Origin of the sequence: Curtobacterium sp. MCBA15_001 (genome assembly GCF_001864835.1) — a bacterium.
Lineage (GTDB): Bacteria > Actinomycetota > Actinomycetes > Actinomycetales > Microbacteriaceae > Curtobacterium.
The window spans coordinates 597373-622704 of the sequence record NZ_MJGI01000025.1 but is presented as its reverse complement, the minus strand read 5'-3'; the positions used below and the strand labels follow the sequence as shown (position 1 = coordinate 622704).

Annotated in this window: 20 protein-coding genes; 12 read left to right on the top strand and 8 right to left on the bottom strand. The window is 71.1% G+C overall.

Annotation, left to right across the window (positions count from 1 at the left end; all coding sequences use genetic code 11):
• Positions 1-3: 3 nt before the first annotated feature.
• The 3 genes from BIU90_RS14910 to BIU90_RS14900 all read left to right on the top strand — a co-directional run bounded on the left by BIU90_RS14910 (position 4) and on the right by BIU90_RS14900 (position 2631).
• On the top strand, positions 4-1263 hold the full coding sequence (locus BIU90_RS14910) for a MurT ligase domain-containing protein (protein ID WP_071300934.1): 1260 nt from the start codon (positions 4-6) through the stop codon (positions 1261-1263).
• Positions 1260-2033, top strand: a complete 774-nt coding sequence (locus BIU90_RS14905; protein WP_071300933.1) for a type 1 glutamine amidotransferase — start codon at positions 1260-1262, stop codon at positions 2031-2033. Before BIU90_RS14910 ends, BIU90_RS14905 begins: the two co-directional genes overlap by 4 nt.
• 139 nt (positions 2034-2172) lie before the next feature.
• A complete protein-coding gene (locus BIU90_RS14900; RefSeq protein ID WP_071300932.1) occupies positions 2173-2631 on the top strand; it encodes a hypothetical protein in 459 nt (152 codons plus the stop codon).
• Positions 2632-2709: 78 nt separating this feature from the next.
• Here the strand turns inward: BIU90_RS14900 and BIU90_RS14895 are convergent, their stop codons facing one another.
• Positions 2710-2934: a hypothetical protein gene (locus BIU90_RS14895; RefSeq protein ID WP_071300931.1), complete on the bottom strand. Its 225-nt coding sequence runs from the start codon at positions 2932-2934 to the stop codon at positions 2710-2712.
• A 189-nt stretch (positions 2935-3123) separates the two neighbouring features.
• On the opposite strand from BIU90_RS14895, the gene BIU90_RS14890 reads away from it, so the two are divergent.
• Positions 3124-5250, top strand: coding sequence for a type IIA DNA topoisomerase subunit B (locus BIU90_RS14890; RefSeq protein WP_071300930.1), 2127 nt, complete (start codon positions 3124-3126; stop codon positions 5248-5250).
• A gap of 181 nt (positions 5251-5431) precedes the next feature.
• Here BIU90_RS14890 and BIU90_RS14885 read toward each other — a convergent pair whose 3' ends face one another.
• Positions 5432-7924, bottom strand: coding sequence for a DNA topoisomerase (ATP-hydrolyzing) subunit A (locus BIU90_RS14885; protein WP_071300929.1), 2493 nt, complete (start codon positions 7922-7924; stop codon positions 5432-5434).
• A gap of 59 nt (positions 7925-7983) precedes the next feature.
• Here BIU90_RS14885 and BIU90_RS14880 point away from each other — a divergent pair, with 59 nt between their 5' ends.
• On the top strand, positions 7984-9141 hold the full coding sequence (locus BIU90_RS14880; RefSeq protein WP_071300928.1) for an alkaline phosphatase family protein: 1158 nt from the start codon (positions 7984-7986) through the stop codon (positions 9139-9141).
• Between the two features lie 75 nt (positions 9142-9216).
• Here the strand turns inward: BIU90_RS14880 and sepH are convergent, their stop codons facing one another.
• On the bottom strand, positions 9217-10233 hold the full coding sequence (sepH, locus tag BIU90_RS14875) for a septation protein SepH (RefSeq protein WP_175470226.1): 1017 nt from the start codon (positions 10231-10233) through the stop codon (positions 9217-9219).
• Positions 10234-10517: 284 nt separating this feature from the next.
• Between sepH and BIU90_RS14870 the strand changes: the two genes are divergently transcribed.
• Complete coding sequence (locus BIU90_RS14870) at positions 10518-10817, top strand: DUF4193 domain-containing protein (RefSeq protein ID WP_031263038.1); 300 nt, start codon at positions 10518-10520, stop codon at positions 10815-10817.
• A gap of 70 nt (positions 10818-10887) precedes the next feature.
• On the opposite strand, the gene BIU90_RS14865 is transcribed toward BIU90_RS14870, so the two are convergent.
• Positions 10888-11319 carry a DUF3093 domain-containing protein gene (locus BIU90_RS14865; protein WP_071300926.1) on the bottom strand — a complete coding sequence of 144 codons (432 nt, stop codon included), beginning with the start codon at positions 11317-11319 and terminating at the stop codon, positions 10888-10890.
• 65 nt (positions 11320-11384) lie between these two features.
• Here BIU90_RS14865 and dut point away from each other — a divergent pair, with 65 nt between their 5' ends.
• From dut to dxs, 5 genes are all read left to right on the top strand, one after another.
• Positions 11385-11849: a dUTP diphosphatase gene (gene dut / locus BIU90_RS14860; protein ID WP_071300925.1), complete on the top strand. Its 465-nt coding sequence runs from the start codon at positions 11385-11387 to the stop codon at positions 11847-11849.
• Positions 11846-12568: a DUF3710 domain-containing protein gene (locus BIU90_RS14855; protein WP_083403983.1), complete on the top strand. Its 723-nt coding sequence runs from the start codon at positions 11846-11848 to the stop codon at positions 12566-12568. Before dut ends, BIU90_RS14855 begins: the two co-directional genes overlap by 4 nt.
• A gap of 14 nt (positions 12569-12582) precedes the next feature.
• Positions 12583-13380: a DUF3159 domain-containing protein gene (locus BIU90_RS14850; protein WP_071300924.1), complete on the top strand. Its 798-nt coding sequence runs from the start codon at positions 12583-12585 to the stop codon at positions 13378-13380.
• 128 nt (positions 13381-13508) lie between these two features.
• Positions 13509-16346 carry an aconitate hydratase gene (locus tag BIU90_RS14845; protein ID WP_071300923.1) on the top strand — a complete coding sequence of 946 codons (2838 nt, stop codon included), beginning with the start codon at positions 13509-13511 and terminating at the stop codon, positions 16344-16346.
• 131 nt (positions 16347-16477) lie between these two features.
• Positions 16478-18409: a 1-deoxy-D-xylulose-5-phosphate synthase gene (dxs, locus tag BIU90_RS14840; protein ID WP_071300922.1), complete on the top strand. Its 1932-nt coding sequence runs from the start codon at positions 16478-16480 to the stop codon at positions 18407-18409.
• Positions 18410-18550: 141 nt separating this feature from the next.
• Here the strand turns inward: dxs and BIU90_RS14835 are convergent, their stop codons facing one another.
• The 4 genes from BIU90_RS14835 to BIU90_RS14820 form a co-directional block, all read right to left on the bottom strand.
• The gene (locus BIU90_RS14835) at positions 18551-20689 is read right to left on the bottom strand and encodes a 3-hydroxyacyl-CoA dehydrogenase NAD-binding domain-containing protein (protein ID WP_071300921.1); all 2139 of its coding nucleotides are present in this window, start codon (positions 20687-20689) and stop codon (positions 18551-18553) included.
• Between the two features lie 2 nt (positions 20690-20691).
• Complete coding sequence (locus BIU90_RS14830; RefSeq protein WP_071300920.1) at positions 20692-21912, bottom strand: thiolase family protein; 1221 nt, start codon at positions 21910-21912, stop codon at positions 20692-20694.
• Between the two features lie 142 nt (positions 21913-22054).
• On the bottom strand, positions 22055-23365 hold the full coding sequence (locus BIU90_RS14825) for an HRDC domain-containing protein (protein WP_139195305.1): 1311 nt from the start codon (positions 23363-23365) through the stop codon (positions 22055-22057).
• A gap of 115 nt (positions 23366-23480) precedes the next feature.
• The gene (locus BIU90_RS14820) at positions 23481-24029 is read right to left on the bottom strand and encodes a DUF3000 family protein (RefSeq protein ID WP_254787079.1); all 549 of its coding nucleotides are present in this window, start codon (positions 24027-24029) and stop codon (positions 23481-23483) included.
• 71 nt (positions 24030-24100) lie between these two features.
• Between BIU90_RS14820 and BIU90_RS14815 the strand changes: the two genes are divergently transcribed.
• Positions 24101-25324: a S9 family peptidase gene (locus BIU90_RS14815; RefSeq protein WP_071300918.1), complete on the top strand. Its 1224-nt coding sequence runs from the start codon at positions 24101-24103 to the stop codon at positions 25322-25324.
• Positions 25325-25332 lie beyond the last annotated feature (8 nt).

Below are 25332 nucleotides of genomic sequence, written 5' to 3'. Positions count from 1 at the left end.
CACGTGCGTTTCTTCATCCCGATCCTGATCGGGCGGATCCTCCGCGCCCTCGCTCGCGCGCGGGGCGGGGGATCCGCGTACCCGGGCTTCATCGTGCTGAAGCTCGTGCCGGACTTCCTGCAGCACGTCACGCGGCAGTTCCCCAACGGGGTCGTCTTCGTGCTCGGCTCGAACGGCAAGTCCACGACGACGCACATGATCTCCGAGATCGTCCGCGCGCACGGGCTCCGGGTCTTCACGAACCCGTCCGGCGCCAACCTGCCGCAGGGCATCGCATCGGCGCTGCTGTCCGAGGTCTCGTTGAGCGGCAAGCTCAAGGCGGACATCGGCATCCTCGAGGTCGACGAAGCGTTCGCGGTGGAGCTCGCCGGCATCCTGTCGCCGTCCACGGTGACGATGCTCAACGTGCAGGTCGACCAGCTGTACCGCTTCTTCGAGACCGAACGCGTCGCCACGATGATGCTCGACACGGCGGCCCTGTCGTCCGCGAACGTCATCACCAACCACGACGACCAGTTCCTCGACGCCTACGTCGGCACGACCGGCCAGCGGGTGCTCCGGTTCGGCGCGAGCTCGGAGATCGTCGCGGCCAGCCCGAACGGGCTGCAGAACGCGGACGACTTCGACCGCGCGGACGCCACCACGACCACGATCGACGCCGAGGTCACCGCGCACACCGGCGACGCCGCGACGATCGCGTTCGACGGCACCGAGATCCCGGTCCGGCTGCCGGCGCGCGGCCTCCACTACGCGGTCGACGCCGCCGCCGCGACCGCAACCGCCAGCGCAGCACTCGGGACCCAGTTCCGTGCCGCTGCCGTGACCACGGCGTTCTCCACGATGAAGCCGGCGTACGGCCGTGGCGAGCGACTGCCGATCGCGGGTGAGTCGGCCGAGTTCACGATGTTCAAGAACGCCGCGAGCCTGCAGCTGAACCTCGACGCCCTGCCGGCGCACCCGGAACAGGTGCTCATGGCGATCGACGAGGGCACGCCGGACATCTCCTGGATCTACGACATCGACTTCTCCAGGCTCGACCACGTCGACGTGGTCTCCGGCGACAAGGCCTGGCAGATCGCGATCGCCCTCGAGCACGCCGGTGTCCGGATCGGCACGGTGGAGCCCGACGTCGAAGCAGCGATCAAACTCATGCAGGGGCTCGGCCCGACCACCTCGGGCACGAAGAACTTCATCGTCAACTACGAGATCATGATGATCGCCCGCAAGGCCCTGGGCCACCCGGACCTGGAGAAGACCGCATGACGGCCGATCGCCTGACCATCCTGCACGTGTACCCGCGCCAGATGGGGGTCTCCGGCGACCGCGGCAACGTCGTCGCCCTGACCCGCCGGGCGGCAGCGGCCGACCTGGACACCCAGGTGCTCGAGTACGCGCCGGGCGACGCCCTGCCCACCGAGGCCGACGTCGTCGTCATCGGCAACGGCCCGCTCAGCGCGATGCGGTCCCTCGGTGCGGACGTGACCCGGGTGGCCGCCCCGCTGCGCGACCTCGCCGCCGCCGGCGTGCCGATCGTGGCCGTCGGTGGTGGCTTCGACCTCGCCACCCGTCAGGTCGTCCCCACGGACGGCGCACCCGTCGATGGCTTCGGCGTGTTCGATGCCCGGGCCGTCCGCGGCGCCGAGCGTCGGGTGAACTACTTCGTGCTCGAGACCCGCTACCCGCTGCTTGCTGGTGCGTCGAAGCGTCTCGCCGCGTTCGAGGACCACGCCACCAGGATCGAACTCGGCGCGGGGGTCACCCCCTTCGCAGACGTCGTGTCGGGCGGCGGCAACCAGGCCGGGCAGCCGGTGGAGGGAGCCGTCGTCGGCACCTCCTTCGGCACGCACGCGCAGGGTCCGCTCCTGCCGCTGAACCCGGCGCTCACCGATGCCGTGCTCGCCGCCGCGACCGCACGGCTCGGCCGCGCGTACGCCCCGGACCCCGCACGGACCGCGGACATCGACCGCTACGCACACGAGGCGCGTGCCACGGTCGACCGCTACGTCGACAAGGCCTTCAAGCGCATCGCCTGACAGCGGTGCGTCATCGAAGATGACGACGGAAGGCCGGGCCCGATCGGGCCCGGCCTTCCGTCGTTCCCGATGGCAACGGACGGCAACTCCTGTGCTGATGCGCCGGATGTGACATGTTGGAGGCCAACAAGGAGGTCTCATGCACCACACCAAGCACGTCATCGTCCTGTTCAGCGCACTCGTCATGTCGCTGACCACCGCGGGGGCAGTCATCCAGCCGGCACCTGCCGAAGCCTCGACGCCACGGATCGCCGGCGCTTGCAGCTCGGTCCCGACGACCACGACTGAGTTCGACGGCGTCCCGGGCACGATCTTCTACAAGCGCCTGCAGTGCCTCGGCAGCATGGCCGGCTACTACGGCTACAAGGGACCGATCGACGGCGTGATGGGGCCGAACTCGTGGACCGGCGTCTCGGAGCAGCTCGCGAAGGGCGGGTACTTCCGAGCCGGTGACCTCCACAACTGGGAGAGCGAGGAGGTCATCCGAGCGTTGCAGCGCTGGGCGGCTGCGCACGGCCAGTACAGCGGCCCGATCGACGGCGAATGGGGCCCGAACAGCTACCGTGGCGCTGCCTGGGCGCTGAACCGGGAATTCTGACCGGCCACGGAACGACGGGAGGCCCGGTACCAACTGGTACCGGGCCTCCCGTGTGCTGTGCGGTCGCGTCGGACGCGACTACTTCGACTCGTGGAGTCGGCTGCTCTCGTCGTGCCACTCGATGGCGGTCGCCGCGAGCTTGTCCTTGAACTCGGCGCCGTGGTGGGCGCAGAAGAACAGTTCGCCGCTGGCCATGGTGGCGCGGATGTAGGCCTGCGCTCCGCAGCTGTCGCAGCGGTCGGCAGCGGTGAGCTGGTGGTTGCCGAGTTCGTCGATGGAGAGGTCCTGCACGGTCTGGGTCATTGCTGTGCTCCTCACGGATCGCAGGGGTGCGGGTCGGGCAACTCGCACTGGTGCGGGCTGGTTGACCCATTTCAACACGTGATGGCTGGGAGCAGGGCATTGCGGCTCCCCGTTTCGCTGAGCGCGGATCGATCATCCCCAGAGCGGGTGTCATCGCGGGGGTGTCCGCCCGCTCGGTAGGCTCGATGGGTGAGCTCCGACTATTCCGCGCGCCATCTCTCCGTCCTCGAAGGACTCGAGGCTGTCCGGAAGCGTCCCGGCATGTACATCGGGTCGACCGACTCGCGCGGCCTGATGCACTGCCTGTGGGAGATCATCGACAACTCCGTCGACGAAGCCCTCGCCGGACACGGTGACGAGATCGGGGTGCGGTTGTTCCCGGACGGCTCCGTCGAGGTCACCGACACCGCGCGGGGCATCCCGGTCGACGTCGAACCCAAGACCGGCCTGACCGGCGTCGAGGTCGTCTTCACGAAGCTGCACGCGGGCGGCAAGTTCGGCTCAGGGTCGTACGCGGCCTCGGGCGGCCTGCACGGTGTCGGCGCGTCGGTCGTGAACGCGCTGTCCGAGCGCCTCGATGTCGAGGTCGACCGCGGCGGCAAGACCTACGCGATGTCGTTCCACCGCGGCGAGCCGGGCGTCTTCGACGACGCCGACGGCATCGGCCCGGATGCGCCCTTCGCGCCGTTCACCTCGGGCAGCGAGCTCCGCGTCGTCGGCAAGGTGCGCAAGGGCGTCACCGGGTCGCGCATCCGGTACTGGGCGGACCGGCAGATCTTCACGAAGGACGCCGCCTTCAGCATGTCCGACCTGGTCACCCGCGCCCGGCAGACGGCGTTCCTGGTGCCGGGGCTCGGCCTGACCATCACCGACGAGCGCCCGGCAGCGATCCAGGCAGCGGCGGAGCGCGCAGCGGCGACCGGCGTCCCGATCGAGAGCGGCCCCGTGGTGGAGCGCTTCCGGTACGAGGGCGGCATCAGCGAGTTCGTCGAGCACCTGGCGCCGGACTCCGCGATCACCGACGTGTGGCGTGTGCAGGGGACCGGGACCTTCACCGAGACCGTGCCGATGCTCGACGACAAGGGCCACATGGTCTCCACCGACGTCGAGCGCTCGTGCGAGGTCGACCTGGCGCTCCGGTGGGGCGGCGGCTACGAGACGGTGTTCCGCAGCTTCGTCAACATCATCGCCACGCCCAAGGGCGGCACGCACCAGACCGGCTTCGAGAGCGGCGTGATGAAGGCCGTGCGGACCCAGGTCGAGGCGAACGCCCGCAAGCTCAAGGTCGGGCAGGACAAGCTCGACAAGGACGACGTGCTCGCGGGCATGACCGCGGTGCTCACCGTCCGGCTGCCCGAGCCGCAGTTCGAGGGCCAGACGAAAGAGGTCCTCGGCACCCCGGCGGTCCGCAAGATCGTCGACCAGGTGGTCGCTACGCGGATGACCGAGATCCTCACCTCGACGCAGCGCACCGAGAAGGCGCAGGCCGCGATGCTGCTCGAGAAGGTCGTCTCCGAGATGAAGTCCCGCATCTCGGCCCGCGCACACAAGGAGACGCAGCGTCGGAAGAACGCGCTGGAGAACTCCTCGCTGCCGACGAAGCTCGCCGACTGCCGGTCGAACGACGTCGAGGGCACCGAGCTCTTCATCGTCGAGGGCGACTCCGCGCTCGGCACCGCCAAGCTCGCGCGGAACAGCGAGTACCAGGCGCTGCTGCCGATCCGCGGGAAGATCCTCAACGTGCAGAAGGCGTCCGTCTCGGACATGCTCTCCAACACCGAGTGCGCCTCGATCATCCAGGTCATCGGGGCCGGGTCGGGCCGCACGTTCGAGCTGGACCAGGCGCGCTACGGCAAGGTCATCATCATGTCGGACGCCGACGTCGACGGGGCGCACATCCGGACGCTGCTGCTGACGCTGTTCTTCCGGTACATGCGGCCGATGATCGAGCAGGGCCGGGTGTTCGCCGCGGTGCCGCCGCTGCACCGGGTCGTCGTGGTGAACCGCGGCAAGCCGAACGACACGATCTACACCTACTCCGAGCAGGAGCTCCAGACGCTGCTGAAGAAGCTCGCCAAGCAGGGCAAGAAGTACCAGGAGCCGATCCAGCGCTACAAGGGCCTGGGGGAGATGGACGCGGACCAGTTGGCGGAGACCACGATGGACCGGGCGCACCGCACCCTGCGTCGGGTGAACGTCAGCGACGCCGAGGGGGCCGCGAAGGTCTTCGAGCTGCTGATGGGCAACGACGTGGCCCCGCGCAAGGAGTTCATCCTGGCGGGCGAGGGCCTGGACCGCGACCGCATCGACGTGTAGCCGCGGCACGCGACGGACGGGAGGCCCGGTGCCAGCTGGCACCGGGCCTCCCGTCCGGTGGGTGGTCGCGCCCGTCACCCCCGCGAAAGCGACAGATCAGTGCCGACTGTCGGCGGAGACGTGTCGCTTGAGGCGCGCGCACGCCGAGATCGGGAGCCGCTGCCTCCGACGACGGCAGAGTTCAGTCCGCGTCAGTCGTGCTCGCCGAGGAGTGTGACTGGGCGCTGCCGCCGATCGACGCGACTTCGGCGTCGAGCGGACTGCCCGACCCGTCGCGCTTGGACATCCAGTCCGGCAGCGTTCGGGCGGCCCCGTCGGCACCGACCGCGTGCGGCGGCGCGATGCCGGCCCACGCCACGGTGAGGCCGTCCTCGCCCTTCAGGAACGCGTGGGCACGGACCCCCTGCGTCGCCCGGCCCTTCGCGGGGAACTCGGACAGCGCGGACACCTTGGCGCGCCCGGTCTCGGTGCCCGGCAGCGCGGACGACGAGGTCGACACGGTGGCGACGACGGCGTCCTCGGACGGGGTGACGGACCCGAACCAGATCACTGACGCTCCCGATGCCAGGGCGACACCGGCGACACCGCCCGCGGGCAGCCCCTGCGGCCGGACGGCCCCGGCGCCGAAGCGCAGCAGCTGGGCGTTCGAGGTGACGAACACCAGGTCGTCGGTCTCCGGGGCCTGGGCGGCACCGACCACCGCGTCGCCGGACTTCAGACCGATCGCGGGGAACTCGGGCTTGTCCGGCCAGGCGCCGGGGACCACACGCTTGACGACGCCCTGCGCGGTGCCGATCGCCAGCGAGTCGGCCGTGGCGGTGGTCAGGTCCACGATCGCGACGACCCGTTCGTTCCGGGGGATGCCGACGTAGTCGTTGATGCGAACCCCGGCGTCGAGCCGGACGGCTGCCGGCGGGACCGCGGGGACGTCCACGGGGGAGAACCGCACGACACGACCGGTGGCCGTGAGTGCTCCGACCTGGCCGCGCACGGTGCTGAGCACCGACGACAGGACGGCGTCGTGCTTGGAGCGCTTGGGGACCCGGACGACGTCGAGCTCGGACGGCGCCACGTCGACGCGGATGACCCGACCCGTCGTGGAGAGCAGCACCCGGCACGGGGCATCGGCGACCTGCAGGTCCTCGGGGTCGACGACGGCCTTGCGACCACCGCGGACGGGGGCGTCGGCCTCGGTCAGCAGGGTGCGACGCGGGGTGGCGAACTGGTCGGACACCTCCGTGAGCTCGAGGGCCACCTGGGCGCGGAGTCGGTCGTCCGACGCGAGCAGTTCTTCGAGGGCGGCGATCTCGGCGAGCAACTGGTCGCGCTCGCCCTCGAGCTCGAGCCGCGAGAACTTGGTGAGGCGCCGGAGCCGCAGTTCGAGGATGTACTCGGCCTGCACCTCGGACAGGTCGAACACGTCCTGCAGCCGGGTGCGCGCTGCCTCGGAGTCGTCCGACGAACGGATGACCTCGATGACCTCGTCGATGTCGAGGATCGCGACGAGCAACCCCTCGACCAGGTGCAGCCGCTCCCGGCGACGCGCGAGACGGTACTCGGAGCGCCGGGTGACGACCGCGATGCGGTGCTGGACGTACACGTCGAGCAGTTCGCGCAGCCCGAGCGTCCGGGGCGATCCGCCGACCAGCGCGACGTTGTTGATGCCGAAGCCCTCTTCGAGCGGCGTGTGCTTGTACAGCTGCTCGAGCACTGCGGACGCGTTGAAGCCGGACTTGATGCCGATGACGAGCCGCAGGCCGTGGTTGCGGTCGGTGAGGTCGTTGACGTCCGAGATGCCGACGAGCTTCTTGGACTGGACGCCGTCCTTGATCTTCTCGATCACCCGCTCCGGTCCGACCAGGTAGGGCAGCTCGGTGACGACCAGGCCGGTCTTGCGCGGGGTGAGTGACTCGACCGCGACCTTCGCCCGGGTGCGGAACGTGCCGCGACCGGTGGCGTAGGCGTCCCGCACGCCGGACAGCCCCACGATCGTGCCGCCGGATGGCAGATCGGGACCGGGGACGAACTCCATCAGCTCTTCGAGCGTGGCCTGCGGGTTCATCAGGAGGTGCTTGGCGGCCTCGACCACCTCGCCCAGGTTGTGCGGCGCCATGTTCGTCGCCATGCCGACCGCGATGCCCGACGCCCCGTTGACGAGCAGGTTCGGGAACGCGGCGGGCAGCACGCCGGGCTGCATGATCTGGTTGTCGTAGTTCGGGACGAAGTCGACGACGTCCTCGCCGAGGCCCGCGGTCATCGCCATGGACGGCTCGGCCAGGCGCGCCTCGGTGTACCGCGCGGCGGCGGGGCCGTCGTCGAGCGAGCCGAAGTTGCCGTGCCCGTCGACGAGCGGCACGCGCATCGTGAACGGCTGCGCCATGCGGACCAGGGCGTCGTAGATCGCGCCGTCACCGTGCGGGTGCAGCTTGCCCATCACCTCGCCGGTGACGCGGGCGCTCTTGACGTGGCCGCGGTCCGGCCGCAGCCCCATCTCGGACATCTGGTACAGGATGCGTCGCTGCACGGGCTTGAGGCCGTCGCGGGCGTCGGGGAGCGCGCGCGAGTAGATGACGGAGTACGCGTACTCGAGGAACGAGCCCTGCATCTCCTCGGAGACGTCGACGTCCTCGATGCGCTCACCGTCGGGCAGGCCGACTGCGTCCGTGCGTGCCATGACACCTCTCTGCGGTCCCACGAGGACCAGGCCCAGTGGGATCTGGGAGACTCGTGGGGATGGCAACCAGCGTACCGACGACACCCGACGACACCGCGAACCTCGCCGACGTGCTCCCGAGTTGTCTCGTCGCGCTCGGCGCTGCGGACGACGCATGGTTGCGCAGCACCGGCCTGGAGGCACGGATCGCCCTCCGTCCCGCCCGTTCCGCGGTCGTCGTGCTGGTCGACGGCCTGGGGGCCAACGCGCTGAGCGCGCGTGCCGGCCACGCCCGGTTCCTCGCCGCGACGAAGAAGCGGCTGCGCAGCGGCTTCCCCACGACGACCGCGGCGGCGCTCTCCACGCTGACGACCGGGCGCTCGCCCGGCACCCACGGCGTGGTCGGCTACAGCGGGTGGAACCCGGACACCGGCACGGTGATGAACCTGCTGAGCGGGTGGGACGACGAGGTCCCGGCCGGCTGGCTGCAGTCGCCGACGCTGTTCACAGCGGCCGCCGGACTCGGGGTCGACCCGGTCGTCGTCGGTCCCACGCGCTACCGCTCGTCCGGGATGACGGCGAACGTGCTCGGCGGCGCCCGGTACGTCGCGGCGGACTCGATCCCCGACCGGGTGGACGCCGCGATCGCCGCCACCGCGACGGGGCGGGCGCTGGTCTACCTCTACGTTCCGGAGCTCGACTCGATCGGCCACAAGCACGGGTGGCAGTCCGACCGGTGGACGGCGTCGCTCGAGCTGCTCGACGGCGAGCTCGCCCGGCTGGACGCCCGCGTCGCGCCGGACGTCGGCGTGCTCGTCACCGCCGACCACGGGGTGCTCGACGTACCGGCCGAGGCGAACATCGCTATGGACCCGGACCTGCTCGTCGACGTCGTCGGCGTGGCGGGGGACCCGCGGTGCCGGCAGCTCACGGTCGCACCGGGGACCGACGTGCCCGCGCTCGTCGACGCCTGGCGCGTGTCGGTGGGCAAGCGGGCGTACGTCGCCAGTCGTGACGAGGCGGTGGCGGCCGGGTGGTTCGGTGCCGTGGCAGAGGACGTCCTGCCGCGCATCGGCGACGTGCTCGTCGTGGCGCGAGGCTCGTGGGCGTTCAACGACGACCGGGAGCTCGACCCGCGCAAGGACCCGAAGCGGATGATCGGGCAGCACGGGGCGCTGACCGACGACGAGGTCGGCGTGCCTCTGCGCCTGGCAGGGGCCTTCGCGAACCAGACGTAGCGGTCGGGGTCGGACCGACCCGGACCAGGCCAGGTCGTCGCCTCCGGATCACGCGTCCGGGTGCCGAAGCGACGCTCAGGCCAGGTCGTCGTCCGGCCGCGTGCCGAAGACGATCTCGTCCCAGCTCGGCATCGAGCGACGGCTGCGCTTCTTGCGCTCCTGACGCCCCTCGGCCTCGGGCGCCGACGCCGGTCGGGCCTCCGGCTGCGGGCCGGTGTCGCTCGTGTCCTCGAAGCCCTGCAGCGGGATGTCGACGACGCTCACCGAGCCGCGCGACTCGTCCTGCGGCTGTTCGGCGAAGGCGACGGACTCGCGCTCGCCCCGACGGCGGCGGAGGGCCTCGAGCAGGTCGGCGGTCTCGTTGCCGGGAGCGCGCTCCTCGATCTGGGCCGTGCCGATGCGGGGGAGCGGCGGGCGCAGCGGGGCACGCTCGGCGACGTCGGGGTTCGTGACGTCCTCGTCCGGCTCGTCGACGCGGAAGGCGCCGGAGTCGAAGCGGGTGCCGTCGGTGTCCTGCTGGGTCGACTCCACGGCGCGCAGGCGCGGGGTGAGCCCGACGTCCTCGGTGTGGGACAGCCGGTGCGCGTCGCCGTTCTCGGGCGTGAGCGTCGACGTCTTCGGGTCGAAGCGCCACTGCGCGTCGTGCTCGACCTCGGTCGCGGTGTAGCGGACCTGCACGGTCCAGCCGTTCTCGACGTGCTTCCAGCTCGACCAGGTCACGGCCGAGGCCTCGCCGGCGTCGAGCCGGGCGGTGATCGCCTCGCCGAAGGTGTCCGGCGCGGCGTCCTCGGTCGGCGTGACCGGGACCCGTCGCGCGGCGTCGAGGACGAAGGCGCGCTCGGCCAGGACGGGACCCTCGAAGCGACGGACGTACTCGACGTCGACGTCGAGTGCCGAGGCGACGTCGGCTGCGTCAGCGCCACCGCGGATCCGCGCCTGGACGTCCTTCGGGGACACGCGCTTGTGCGGCGTCCCGTCGGGGTTCGCCTGCCGGACCTGCCCCGGCAGCGCCGAGGTGACGGGCAAGCGGAACTCGCTGCCGCCGTCGGTCGCGAGCAGGAGTGCCCCGGACTCCACTCCGATGACTCTCACGTCTTGCATGGTTCCGCCTTCCGAGCGTCACGAGGGTCGTGCGTCGTACCCGGGCAGTATGCAGCGCGAGCGGGCCGATCCGAGGGAGGCGCACGGGCGTGCCGCGGGGTCCGTGTCCCAGGTGGGTCGGCGCGGTTCCCGGACTGCGGGAATGGACCGCACCATCGCCGGGTTGCACGGCCAGACGAGCCACTCGGCGTTCAGTTTGCATCGGGGCGGCGCGTGTTGGATACTGTCGCCGCCGATCTCCGGCGACGACCTCTCGATACGAGAAATGGATGGGCATGGCCACCGATTACGACGCCCCCCGGAAGACCGACGACAACTCCGACTCGGAGTCGATCGAGGCCCTCAAGGAGCGCGTGCCCGACAAGATGTCGGGGGTCGTCGACGACGACTCCGACAACCCCGGCAGCTTCGAGCTCGCCGGGCAGGACCTCAGCGACGTCGACCTCGACGTCGTCGTGCTCCCCCCGCAGGTCGACGAGTTCACGTGCGTCGAGTGCTTCCTCGTGAAGCACCGTTCGCAGCTCGACCACGAGTCGAAGCTCGGACCGGTCTGCGCGGAGTGCGCCGCGCTCTAGGCACGCAACGAACGAACGGGAGGCCCGGTGCCAGCTGGCACCGGGCCTCCCGTCTGTCTGCGGAACGGCTTCAGGACTGCAGCGCCTGGACGACCTTGTCGGGTCGGCGCACGCTCACCAGCCAGTAGGGCGTCGGGTCGGCCGCGTCGCGGACCTCCACGCGGACGACGTCCCGGACGTAGCCGCGGAAGAGCGTCCACGCCCGGGCGTCGAGCTTCGGGCCGCGCTGGGTCGTCGCCTCGGCACCGCCGAACGCCGCGACGTCGCCGACCAGGTCGCGCGGCAGGTGCGCCCGGCCGGCGCGGAACTCGGTGTCGGTCACCTCGACCACGGGCGCGAGCACCCAGAGGAGCACCAGGACCGCCAGCTCCATCAGGACGGCCACGATGACGCCGGTCAGGATGTTGATCGGCAGGAACACGAGCAGGCTCGCGGGGATGACGAGCGCCGTCGCCAGGTACAGGCTCGGCGGCGCCCAGAGGCGTTCGCGGTACAGGGTCACGAGACCATTCGACCACGAGTCGGCTGAGGTCACGGAACGGTCACGGTCTGCACTACCCTCGACACGTGACCGAACCAGTCGACGTGCTCTGGACCGGGGAGAACCCTCCCGGCTACGCCCACCCCGGAGACGCCGGTGCCGACCTGGTGTCGGCCGAGGCCTTCGAGCTCGCTCCGGGCGAGCGCCGACTCGTCGGGACGGGCCTGTCGATCGCGCTGCCCGAGGGGCACGCGGCGTTCGTGGTCCCGCGCAGCGGCCTCGCGGCCAAGCACGGCATCACCATCGTGAACGCACCCGGCACCGTCGACGCCGGCTACCGGGGCGAGATCAAGGTGGCGCTGCTGAACACCGACGCCACCACGCCGTACGCGGTGCAGGTCGGCGACCGCATCGCGCAGATGATCGTGATGCCGGTGGCCCAGGCGGTCTTCACCCGCGTCGACGCCCTGCCGGAGAGCGTGCGGGGCCAGGGCGGCTTCGGCTCGTCGGGCTACGGTGTCACGAACGAGCAGGAAGGGACGCAGCGATGAGGATCGGGCGACGCAAGCGTGACGAGGTCGAGGTGGCCGGACAGGTCGCCGACGACGTCGAGGTGGCGGGGACCTCTCCGGAGGTCGACATCGCCGTCGAGGCCGACGCCGGCCTCGACGAGGTGGTGGCCGTCGCACCGACCGGCAAGTCCGCCCCCGAGGACCGTGAGGACCTCGGCCCGCTGGACGAGACCGAGGCGAACCCGGTCCGGCCCTACGTGGACCTGGGCGGCGTGAAGATCCTGCCGCGCGAGGGTCTGCACCTGCGGCTCGAGGTCGAGGAGGGCTCGCAGCGTGTCGTCGCGGTCGGGCTCGACTACGACGAGTCCACGCTGCAGGTCCAGCCCTTCGCCGCGCCCCGCTCGACCGGGCTGTGGCACGAGATCCGCGCGCAGATCGCCGAGCAGATCGAGCGCCAGGGTGGCTCCGTGACCGAGGTCGACGGCCCCTTCGGCCCTGAGCTCCGCGCCTCGGTCCCCGTCATGGTCGACGGTGACGGTGGCGTCGCGGGCGAACGACCGGCCCGGTTCATCGGCGTCGACGGCCCGCGCTGGTTCCTGCGCGGCGTGATCGCCGGCAAGGCCGCCGAGTCGCCGGACGATGCCGAGGAGATCGAGGACCTGTTCCGCAGCGTCGTGGTCGTCCGTGGTGGTACGCCGATGCCGCCGCGTGACCTCATCCCGCTGCACATGCCGAAGTCGACGCAGTCGGCGATCTGACGTCTGGAGGCCCGGTGTCCGACCGTCCCGACCCCGCTGACCACGACGGGGTCACGTCTGACCCCGCCGCGTCCGACCCGTTCGCGGACGAGCGCGAGGCGCCCGTGTCGTTGCAGGCGCAGCTACGCGACGCGGCCCGGAACGCCGGCATCGGGCAGGTCGCGCCGGGCGAGGCCCCCACGGGCCGTGCCCTGGTGACCGCGATCGGTGGCGTCCGTGGCGTCGCCGAGTCGGTGCTGCCCGGGTTCGCGTTCCTGGTCGTGTACGCGATCACGAAGGAACTCGTCCCCAGCGTGCTCATCCCCGTCGCGGTCGGACTGGTGTTCGTCGTGGCTCGTCTGGTGCAGCGCCAGTCGGTGGCGATGTCGTTCGCGGGCATCCTCGGCGTGGCGGTCTCGGCGGCGCTCGCCCTGTTCACGGGCAAGGCCGAGAGCAACTTCATCCCCGGCATCGTCATCAACGTCGTCTGCCTGGTCGTGCTCCTCGTGACGCTCGCGATCCGCCGGCCGCTCATCGGCGTCATCGTCGGGTTCCTGCTCCCGCCGAACGCCGACGGCACGGCCCACGACTGGCGCGCCGACCGGGCTCAGCGCCGCGTGCTCACCGTCGCGACGTGGATGTGGGTGGGGCTCTTCGCACTCCGCCTGGTCATCGAGGTCCCGCTTTACCTGACCGCGCAGGTCGAACTCCTCGCGGGCATCAAGCTCATCACCGGCGTCCCGCTCTACGCCGCGCTGCTCTGGGTCACGTGGCTGCTCGTGCGCACCGTGTTCCACCGCGACGAGGCCGACGACACCGCCCGCGCGGTGTAGAGTTCTCTCGACATCAAGACACTTTCCCCGGGCGGCTCACCGCACGCGGGATTAGGTTTGCCTTGCTGGTGGGACGCGCTGCGGCCCGCTTGGATGGGGGCACACCGACGAACTCAGGAGGCGGCACAGTGGCTGCAGTCAACAGCTTCGGCTCGAAGGACACGCTGACGGTCGGGGGTGTCGACTACGCGATCCACCGGATCGACGCCGTGCCCGGCCACGAGAAGCTCCCGTACAGCCTCAAGGTGCTGCTGGAGAACCTCCTGCGCACCGAGGACGGCAAGAACGTCACCGCGGACCAGATCCGCTCGCTCGGGTCCTGGCGTCCCGACGCCGAACCGGACACCGAGATCCAGTTCTCGCCGGCGCGCGTCGTCATGCAGGACTTCACCGGCGTGCCGTGCATCGTCGACCTCGCCACCATGCGCGAGGCCATGGCCGAGATCGGTGGCGACCCGAACAAGATCAACCCGCTGTCGCCGGCCGAGATGGTCATCGACCACTCCGTCATCGCCGACCTGTTCGGTCGCGAGGACGCACTGCAGCGCAACACGGACCTGGAGTACGAGCGGAACGGGGAGCGCTACCAGTTCCTCCGCTGGGGCCAGACCGCGTTCGAGGACTTCAAGGTCGTCCCGCCGGGGACCGGCATCGTGCACCAGGTCAACATCGAGTACCTGGCCAAGGTCACCTACACGCGCGACCTCGACGGCGAGACCTACGCCTACCCCGACACGCTCGTCGGCACCGACTCGCACACCACGATGGTGAACGGCCTCGGTGTGCTCGGCTGGGGCGTCGGTGGCATCGAGGCCGAAGCCGCCATGCTCGGCCAGCCGGTGTCGATGCTCATCCCCAAGGTCGTCGGCTTCAAGCTCTCGGGGGAGATCCCCGCCGGCGTGACCGCGACCGACGTGGTCCTCACGATCACGCAGGAGCTCCGCAAGCACGGCGTCGTCGGCAAGTTCGTCGAGTTCTACGGCGAGGGCGTCAGCGCCGTCCCGCTGGCGAACCGCGCGACGATCGGCAACATGAGCCCCGAGTTCGGTTCCACGGCGGCGATCTTCCCGGTCGACGGCGTCACGCTCGACTACCTGCGCCTGACCGGCCGCGACGAGGCCCAGATCGCCCTGGTCGAGGCCTACGCCAAGGCCCAGGGGCTGTGGCACGACGCCTCGGTCGAGCCGGCCTACTCCGAGTACATGGAGCTGGACCTGTCGACGGTCGTCCCGTCGATCTCCGGCCCGAAGCGCCCGCAGGACCGCATCGAGCTGTCGAAGGCGAAGGACCAGTTCGAGGTCGACCTGGCCAACTACGCCAGCATCGACCACTCGGAAGAGGACAAGGCCGTCGCGGACACCTTCCCGGCGTCCGACCCGGTCGCCGCCGCCCCGGGCGACGAGCACGCCGTCGACGACCTGCAGGACGCCCCGGCATCCGAGGTCCCCGCGCACGCCTCGAGCGCGCCGAGCTCCATGTCCAAGCCGACGTCGGTCGCGATCGCGGACGGCGACCCGTTCACGATCGACCACGGTGCCGTCGCGATCGCCGCGATCACGTCCTGCACCAACACGTCGAACCCGTCGGTCATGATGGCCGCCGGCATCCTGGCCCGGAACGCGGCCAAGAAGGGCCTCAAGGCCAAGCCGTGGGTCAAGACGACCCTGGCGCCCGGGTCGAAGGTCGTCACCGACTACTACGAGAAGGCCGGCCTGACCAGCTACCTCGAGGACCTCGGCTTCTACACGGTCGGCTACGGCTGCACGACCTGCATCGGCAACTCGGGCCCGCTGCCCGAGGAGATCTCCCAGGCCGTGCAGGACAACGACCTGGCCGTCACCGCGGTGCTCTCGGGCAACCGCAACTTCGAGGGCCGGATCAACCCCGACGTCAAGATGAACTACCTGGCGTCGCCGCCGCTGGTCATCGCGTACGCCCTCGCCGGGTCGATGCACTTCGACTTCGACAAGGACGCGCTCGGCACCGACACGGACGGCAACGACGTCTACCTGGCGGACATCTGGCCCGACGCGGCCGAGGTCCAGCAGGTCATCGACACCTCGATCGACACCGAGATGTTCACCCACGAGTACGGCTCCGTGTTCGAGGGCGACGACCGCTGGAAGAACCTGCCGACCCCGACCGGTGACACGTTCGAGTGGGACACCGAGTCGACCTACGTGCGGAAGCCCCCGTACTTCGAGGGCATGACGATGACGCCCGACGCGGTGTCGGACATCTCCGGTGCCCGCGTGCTGGCGAAGCTCGGCGACTCGGTCACGACCGACCACATCTCGCCGGCCGGCTCGATCAAGGCCGACAGCCCGGCGGGCCAGTACCTCGCCGAGCACGGCGTCGACCGCAAGGACTTCAACTCCTACGGCTCGCGTCGTGGCAACCACGAGGTCATGATCCGCGGCACGTTCGCCAACATCCGCCTGCGCAACCAGCTGCTCGACGGGGTCGAGGGCGGGTACACCCGTGACTTCACCACGCCCGACGGCGACCAGTCGTTCATCTACGACGCATCGCAGCACTACCAGGAGCAGGGCATCCCACTCGTCGTCTTCGGTGGCAAGGAGTACGGCTCCGGCTCGTCCCGTGACTGGGCGGCGAAGGGCACCAACCTGCTCGGCGTCAAGGCGGTCATCACCGAGAGCTTCGAGCGCATCCACCGCTCGAACCTCATCGGCATGGGCGTCGTCCCGCTGCAGTTCCCGGCCGGCGAGTCGGTCGAGTCGCTCGGGCTCGACGGCACCGAGACCGTCTCGATCTCGGGGCTGACCGCGCTCAACGAGGGCACCACGCCGAAGACGGTGCACGTCACCGCCGAGCCGAGTGCGCACTCGCCCGAGGGCAAGCAGACCGTGGAGTTCGACGCCGTGGTCCGCATCGACACCCCCGGTGAGGCCGACTACTACCGCAACGGCGGCATCCTGCAGTACGTGCTCCGTTCGCTCGTCTGAGCGCGGTGACCACGGACTGCTGACGCGGTCCGGACCGGACGGGAGGCCCGTGGCGAACCCGCCACGGGCCTCCTGTCCGTTGTCGGGTCCCGCGGATAGTGTGGGCCGACAGCACGACGAAAGGAGCGCCCGTGAGTCTGCTCACCAGCATCACGTCCCCGCGCGACCTGAAGCGTCTCAGCGACGCGCAGATGACCGAACTCGCCGCCGAGATCCGTCGCTTCCTGGTGGCCGAGGTCGCCAAGACCGGTGGGCACCTCGGGCCGAACCTGGGGGTCGTCGAGCTCACACTCGCGATGCACCGGGTGTTCGACTCGCCGCGGGACCCCTTCGTGTTCGACACCGGGCACCAGTCGTACGTGCACAAGCTCGTCACCGGCCGGCAGGACTTCTCGCACCTGCGTGAGCGGGGCGGCATCGCCGGCTACCCGCAGCGCAGCGAGTCCGAGCACGACATCGTCGAGTCCTCGCACGCGTCGTCGTCGTTGTCGTGGGCCGACGGCATCTCACGGGCGTTCACGCAGACCGGGCAGTCGGAGCGCACCGTCGTGGCCGTCGTCGGCGACGGCGCCCTCACCGGCGGGATGACGTGGGAGGCGCTCAACAACATCTCCGACGACAACGGCCGGCGGCTCGTGATCGTCGTCAACGACAACGGACGGTCCTACGCGCCGACCATCGGCGGCATGGCCCGGTACCTCAACTCCGTGCGGACGCGGCGGGAGTACCGCGCGTTGTACGAGAAGACCCGCGCGGCGGCCCACCGCTTCGGCGCACCGGGCCGTGCGGTCTACCGGGGGATGCGCGGTGGTCTGCACGGCTTCCTGTCGCGGCTGACGAACAACGAGGCCCTCTACTCGAACCTCGACATCAAGTACATCGGGCCGGTCAACGGCCACGACCAGCAGGCGATGGAGAGCGCGCTCCGGCAGGCCAAGGAGTACGGCGCGCCGGTCATCGTGCACGCCATCACCGAGAAGGGGCACGGCTTCGAACCGGCCCTGCGCGACCAGGCCGACCAGTTCCACGCCGTCGGGCACATCGACCCGGAGACGGGGGAGTCGCTCGAGACCGCCTCGGGCCCGTCGTGGACCTCGGTGTTCGCGTCCTCGCTGGCCGACGTCGGCGACGAGGACCCGCGGATCGTCGCGATCACGGCTGCGATGCTCCGCCCGACCGGGCTCCACCTGTTCCAGCAGCGGCACCCCGACCGGGTGATCGACGTCGGCATCGCCGAGCAGCATGCGGTCGCCTCGGCAGCCGGACTGGCGTTCGGCGGACTGCACCCCGTCGTGGCGCTGTACGCCACGTTCCTGAACCGTGCATTCGACCAGGTCCTGATGGACGTGGCGCTGCACCGCGCCGGCGTGACGTTCGTGCTCGACCGCGCGGGCGTCACCGGTCCTGACGGGCCGTCGCACCACGGCATGTGGGACCTGGCGCTGCTGCAGGTCGTCCCCGGCATCCGCATCGCGGCCCCGCGGGACGCTGCGACCCTGCGCGAGGAGTTCCGCGAGGCCGTCGCGATCGACGACGCCCCGACGGTGCTCCGGTGGTCGAAGGGTCCGGTGGGCCCGGACATCCCGGCGACGTCCCGGTTGTCCGACGGGGTCGACGTGCTGCACGCGTCCGACACCGCGGACGAGGACGTCCTCATCGTGGCCGTCGGCTCCATGGTGCCGATCGCGCTCGACGCCGCGGCGCTGCTCGAGGCGCAGGGCATCGGCGTGACCGTGGTGGACCCGCGATGGGTGGTGCCGATCCCGTCCTCGCTCATCGAGCTCTCCCGCACCCACCGGCTCGTCATCACGATCGAGGACGGTGTCCGCGTCGGCGGCGTCGGCACGCGGCTGCGGCAGGACCTGCGCGCGGCGGGGGTCGACACCGGGGTGAACGAGCTCGGGCTGCCGGACGCGTTCATCGACCACGCGACCCGCTCCCAGATCCTGGCCGACGTCGGGCTCACCGCCGAGGCCATCGCGCGGGACGTCTTCGACCAGGTCGTCGGCACGAAGCTGCCCCAGGCGAAGCCCGCCCGCTCGCGGGAGTCCGCCGAGCGGTAGGCGCGCCGGGCTGGTTCGCACGCACCGCCGCGCCGGTGCGCTCCGCGTTCGCACAACGAGAAGCACCCCGCGCCACGGCGATCCGTGGTGCGGGGTGCTTCTCGTTGTGCGGGAGCGATCCGCGCTGGACGATGCCTCGGCCTAGCGCGACTCGGGGCCGACGATCGCCGGGTCGTGGAACGCCCCGCCGAAGACCCGCTCGGACGCGCCACTGCGGTCGAGGTAGGGGCTGATGCCGCCCGCCTGGAACGGGTAGCCCGCACCGAGGATGAGCCCGAGGTCGATCTCCTCGACGTGCTGCACGACCTGGTCGTCGAGCATGCGGTGCACCTCGTCGGCCAGGGCGTCCTCGAACCGGCGCTGCATCTCGGCGGCGTCGACCGGCTTCGCGTCCTTCTTGGCCGGCGCGACGAGCTTGACCGCGGCCGGGTCGTACCCGGTGACCGAGCCCTTCTTGTCGCGGGTCAGGATCGTGCCGTGCTCCGCGATGCGCTTCAGCCCGTCGCCGGGGTAGAAGCGGTCGGGCCAAGCGGCGTGGTGCGAGTCGAGCACGTGGGCACCGACGGGCAGTCCGACGAGCTCGAGCAGTTCGAACGGCGACATCGGCAGCCCGAGCGGCTGGGCGCCCGCGGCGACGACGTCGAAGCCGGTGCCCTCCTCGACGCCGCGCATGGCCTCGCCCAGCACGCGGGCGAGCACCCGGTTGACCACGAAGCCCGGCTGGTCGGCCGTGACGATCGCGGTCTTCTTCAGGGTCTTCGCGACGGCCAGCGCGGTGGCGACGGCCTCGTCCGAGGTCTGCGACGCGCGGACGACCTCGACCAGGGGCATGACGGCCACCGGATTGAAGAAGTGGAACCCGACCAGGCGTTCCGGGTGCTGCAGGACGGACGCCATTTCGGCGACGGAGAGCGACGACGTGTTCGTGGCGAGGATCGCGTCCGGGGCGATCACCTGCTCGATCTTCCGGAACACCTCCTGCTTGACGCTCATCTCCTCGAACACGGCCTCGATCACCCAGTCGGCGTCGGCGAAGGCGTCGTACGACACCGAGCCGGTGACGAGCGCCGTGATGCGGTTGGCGTCGTCCTGCGACAGGCGGCCCTTGCCGAGCATCTCCTCGATCGACGCCCGGATCCGCGCGACACCGGCGTCGACGCGGGTCTGGTCGACGTCGGTGATGACGACGGGGACCCCGAGGCGGCGGGCGAACAGCAGCGCGAACTGCGAGGCCATGAGCCCGGCGCCGAGGACGCCGACCTTCGTGATCTTCTTCGGCTCGACGTCCGTGGGGGCTCCGACCGGGCGCTTGGCGCGCTTCTGCACCAGGTCGAACGCGTACATCGACGCGGCGAACTGGTCGCCGGAGAGCAGGTCGGCCAGGGCGTCGTCCTCGCCGGCGAAGCGCTCGTCGAGCGACCCGGACTTGGCGGCAGCGACCAGGTCGAGGGCACGGAACGGCGACTTCGGCACCGTGCCGATCTTCGACGCGACCTGCGAGCGGGCGACCTTGACGACGGTGCCCCACGCGGCCTTCTCGAGCATGCCGGGTTCGTTCTTCCGGACGACCTTCGTGGCGCCGGACACGACGCCGTCGGCCCACGCGACCGCGGACGGCAGGAAGGTCACCGACGGGATCAGTGCGTCACCGATGCCGAGGTCGACCGCGGCCTTCCCGTCCATCAGGCGGTTGTTCTTGAGCGGGTTCTCGACGATGACGCGGAGCGCCTTCTCCGGCCCGATCAGGCGGGGGAGCAGCGTCGCGCCGCCCCAGCCCGGGATGATGCCGAGGAATACCTCGGGCAGCCCGATGCCCTGGGCCGCGGACGAGAACACCCGGTAGGTGCAGTGCAGCCCGACCTCGAGGCCGCCGCCGAGCGCGATGCCGTTGATGAACGCGAACGACGGCACACCGAGGTCGCTGAGCTTGCGGAGCGTCGCGTGTCCGAGGGCCGCCAGGTCGTGCGCCACCGCCCGCGAGGGCACGGACGCCGCCTGGGACAGGTCAGCCCCGGCCGCGAAGCAGTACTCCTTGCCGGTGATCGCCACGGCCTGCACGGTGCCGTTCGCCGCCTCGGTCTGCAGCGTGTCGAGGACGCCGGAGAGCTCGATCAGGGTGCGCGGACCGAGCGTCGAGGGGCGCTTGAAGTCCTTGCCGTTGTCGAGCGTGATGAGCCCGAGCGTGCCGCCCGAGGGGAGCGCGACGTGCTTGAGGTACGAGTGCGTGACGACCTCGTCCTCGGAGAGCGCGAGCAGCTGGTCGTTGTCGACGAGGGTCATGGTCAGGCCGCCTTCCGAGCCGAGCGTTCCGCGGACTTGCTGTGGTGCGGGTTCTCCCAGATCACGGTGCCGCCCTGGCCGAGCCCGATGCACATCGTGGTGATGCCGTACTTGACGTCGGGGCGTTCGGCGAACTGTGCGGCGAGCTGGTTCATCAGACGAACGCCGCTCGATGCCAGCGGGTGGCCGACGGCGATCGCGCCGCCCCACGCGTTGACGTTCGGGGAGTCCTGCGCGATGCCGTAGTTGTCGAGGAACGCGAGCACCTGGACGGCGAACGCCTCGTTGATCTCGAACAGGCCGATGTCGTCGATCGACAGACCGGCCTTCGCCAGGGCCTTGTCGGTGGCGGGGACCGGGCCGACGCCCATCACCTCGGGCTCGACGCCGGCGAAGGCGAACGAGACCATCCGCATCTTCGGCGCGAGACCGAAGCGCTCCGCGCCGGCGTCCGAGGCGAGCAGGCTCATGGTCGCGCCGTCGTTGAGACCGGCCGCGTTGCCGGCGGTGACCCGTCCGTGGGGCCGGAACGGCGTCTTCAGGGCGGCCAGGGCCTCCAGGGTGGTGCCGGGACGCGGCGGCTCGTCGGTCGAGACGACGTCCCAGCCCTGCCCGGTGTTGACCTCGACCGGGACGACGTCGGGCTGCAGCTTGCCGGCGCCCCAGGCGGCGGCGTAGCGCTGCTGCGACTGCACCGCGTAGGCGTCCGCGCGGTCCTTCGTGATGGCGGGGAAGCGGTCGTGCAGACGCTCGGCCGTGCTGCCCATGACGAGCGCGTCGCTCGCGACCATGCGCTCCGCGACGAAGCGCGGGTTGACGTCGGCGCCGAAGCCCATCGGGTGGCGACCCATGTGCTCGACACCACCGGCGAGCGCGATGTCGGCTGCGCCGAACGCGATGGCGCCGGCGAGCGTCGTGACGCTCGTCATGGCTCCGGCGCACATGCGGTCGATGGCGTACCCGGGCACCGACTTCGGGAGGCCCGCCAACATCCCGACGGTCCGGCCGAGCGTCAACCCCTGGTCACCCTGCTGCGTGGTGGCCGCGACCGCGACGTCGTCCACGGCGGCGGGGTCGAGCGACGCGTTCCGGTCGAGCAGGCCGCGCATCGCGTGCACTGCCAGGTCATCGGCGCGGGTCCGCCAGAACACCCCCTTCTCCCCGGCGCGTCCGAACGGTGTCCGCACGCCGTCGACGAAGACGACGTCTGATGCCTTTGGCAAAGCTGGCCTCCACAGATCCACATCGATCGGGCCGCGGCGGATGGTCCGTCCCGGCCCTGTCACACGTCGTCCGGGCGCACCCCGACGACGTCCCCGACGCTATGCCCCACGGCTGAGGGCACGCATGTCGGTTGGTCGGTTCCTACGACCGAGCGGGACCGTGTGCCGCGTCGTCCTGTTCTCCTGCCACAACGTCCGGTGTGCTCGGAGAACGGTCGTTGTCCGTCGCGGCGGCCACCGGCGCAGCGGCAGCGGACGGGTCAGCGGTGGCGGCGGACGGTTCGGCAGCGGCGGCGGACGGGTCGGCAGCCGCTCCGAACGCGTCGGCGATGACCGCGGCGGTGGCCTCGACCTGCCACGGCCGCGCGTCGAGGGCCGCGAGGGCGGCACCGACCGAGGACACGTCGACGGTCGCGGGGGGCTCCCACGACACCATGCGGAGCGTGTCCGGCGTCAGGAGGTTCTCGAGCGGGACGTCGAGCTGCTCGGCCACGGCGGTGACGGCGGCCCGTGCGGCCTTGTAGCGGCGGTCGGCCGGCGGGTTGCGGTCGGCCCAGGCCCGGGGCGGCGGCAGCGTCGGCTCACCCGAGCCCCGGAGGCGCGGCAGGTCGTCGGTGGTGCGACCCTCGTCGACGGCTGCCCACCAGCGGTCGAGCTCGGACCGGCTGGCGCGCCCGGTGAAGGCCTTCACGGCAGCCAGGTCCTTGCGGGTCTCGGGTGCTGCGGCCGCCGCGGCGACGATCGCGGCGTCCGGGATGATCCGGCCGGGGGCGATGTCGGTCTCCTGCGCGAACGCGTCACGAGCGCTCCAGAGCGACCGGGCGATGGCGAGGGCGCGCGTGCCGCGGAGGGCGTGCATGCCGGAGAGTCGACGCCAGGGTTCGGCACGGGGCGGCTTCGGTGCACGGTGCAGGACGGCGTCGAACTCCTGCGTGGCGATCGTCGTCTTGCCGGCCTCGTCGAGCACCGCGGCCAGGGCATCGCGGAGGTCGGGCAGGAGCTCGACGTCGAGGGCGGCGTACACGAGCCACGACTGGGGGAGCGGGCGGGTGGACCAGTCCGCGGCGGAGTGTGCCTTCGCCAGCGTGATGCCGAGCAGCTGCTCCACGACGGCGCCGAGGCCCACGCGGGGGAAGCCGGCGATGCGCGCGCCGAGTTCGGTGTCGAAGATCCGGGTCGGCACGAGCCCGACCTCGCGCAGGCACGGCAGGTCCTGCGAGGCGGCGTGGAAGAGCCACTCCTCGTCGACGATCGCGTCCTGCAGCTCGGCGAACGACCCGATCGCGATGGGGTCGAACAGGAAGGCACCGGCACCGCGGCGGAACACCTGGATGAGGTACGCGCGCTGCGAGTAGCGGTAGCCGCTGGCACGTTCGGCGTCGACCGCGACCGGGCCGTGTCCGGCGGCGATGGCCTGGACCGCCGCCAGGTAGTCCGATCGGTCCTCGATCACCTTGACGGCGTCGTGGCCCTCCTCGAAGGTCGGCTCCGACGACGAGGTCGAGGTCGGCTCCGCCGACGAAGTCGACGTCGCGGTCGGCTCCGCCGATGGTGCCGAAGGAGCGGGGTCAGTCACGGGCGAGCCTCCTGGGGGCGAGCAGGCTCACACCGTCCGACGACGGCGGCAGTCCTGCGAGCATGGTGACGATCTCCTCCCAGGCCTCGACGTGCGCGACGAGACCCCCGGCGTCGAGGTCGCCGCGCGGGGTCCACGAGGCGCGCAGCTCGAGCTGCGCGCCGTCGCCCTGTGCCGCGAGCTCGCCGTAGCCGCGGGAGATGATCTTGGTGGCGGTGCCCGACGCCCGGTCGTACTCGGCCCCGTGCGCCGCCAGTGCGTCGACGAGCCAGCTCCACGTCACGTCCGCCACGAACTCGTCGACGCCGATCTCGGGTTCGAGGGGTGCCTGGGCGAAGGTGACGATGCGGAACGCGCCTGCCCAGCCCTCGGGCTCGGACGGATCGTGCAGCGCGATGAACCGGCCGGTGCCGAGGTCGGAGTCGACGCCGTGCTCGACGCCGGAGACGTCCGCGGCCAGGGCGATCGAGAACGGTGCCAGCCGCGAGGGCGACGGGATCTCGGTGACCGTCGTCTCGGAGCGGGTCCCGCCAGCGGCCACGTACGCGCGGAGCTGCGCGAAGGCGGCGGGCTCTGGGGTTTCGGACACGGATGCAGACTAGGCTCCGCAGCATGTCCCGTTCTGCGCGACCCGCCGAGGACGTGGTGCAGGACACCGCACGCTCCGCCGGCCTGGTCGCCCTCGGCGCCGGTCTCGCCGCGGTCGTGATCGGCACCGCCGTGGTCGGTGGCTTCGTCGCCGCGATCGCCCGCATGGTCGTCACCCCGGACCGGAAGCGCACCGAGCGGGTGCCGATCCTGGCCGTCGACCTGCAGCACGGGGCCGTCACGCTCGAGCGCACGCCGGACACCGAGCTGCAGGGGCGCTACAGCCTCTGGTTCGGTGGCGGCACCGGTCACATGCGCGTCGGCGAGGTCCTCGGGTCCACGACCGCGACCGTCACCCGGCGGATCATCGCCGTCGACGCCGGGGACCCCACGACGGCCCGCCGCGGTCGGTGGGGCGGCTGGTTCTACCTGACGCCCGGCGAACTCGACGTGCCGGTCGAGGACATCGACGTCCCCACCCCGAACGGCCCGGCGCCTGCCTGGGTGGTCCGTGCCGACGACCCGGGTGCGCCCTGGGCGGTCCTGGTGCACGGCCGCGGAGTCACCCGTGCCGAGACGATCCGTGCGCTGCCGGTGTTCCGTGCGGCCGGGTACTCGGTGTTGCTGGCCTCGTGGCGGAACGACGGGGTCGCCCCGAAGAGCGTCGACGGCCGCTACGGGCTGGGGTCCACCGAGTGGGAGGACGTCGACGCCGCCCTCCGCTGGGTCGAGGGGCAGGGCGCGACGAGCGTCGTGCTGATGGGCTGGTCGATGGGCGGTGCCGTGGTGCTGCAGACGCTGGTCCGGTCGCCGTTCGCCCAGCTGGTCGACGGCGTCGTGCTCGAGTCCGCCGTGGTCGACTGGCACGCGGTGCTGAAGTCGCAGAGCCGGGCGCTCCGACTGCCACGCGTGGTGCGCAAGGTCGCCCAGCGTGTGCTCCGCACCCCGGTCCTGCACCGACTGGCGGGCCTGGCGCAGCCCGTCGACCTGCGTGAGCTCGACATGGTCGCGCGGGCCGCCGAGCTCACCGTGCCGATCCTGTTGCTGCACAGCGACGACGACGGCTTCGTGCCCTCGTCGGCATCGCACGCGTTGGCCGAGGCCCGGCCGGACCTGGTCCGGCTCGAGGTCGCCCACGCGGCGCGGCACACCAAGCTCTGGAACCACGACGCGGACTGGTTCGACGCGCGCATCCTGGCGTGGCTGACCGAGGTGGTCCGGCCGCACGACGCGACGCGCGCCCCGTAGCCGGGACG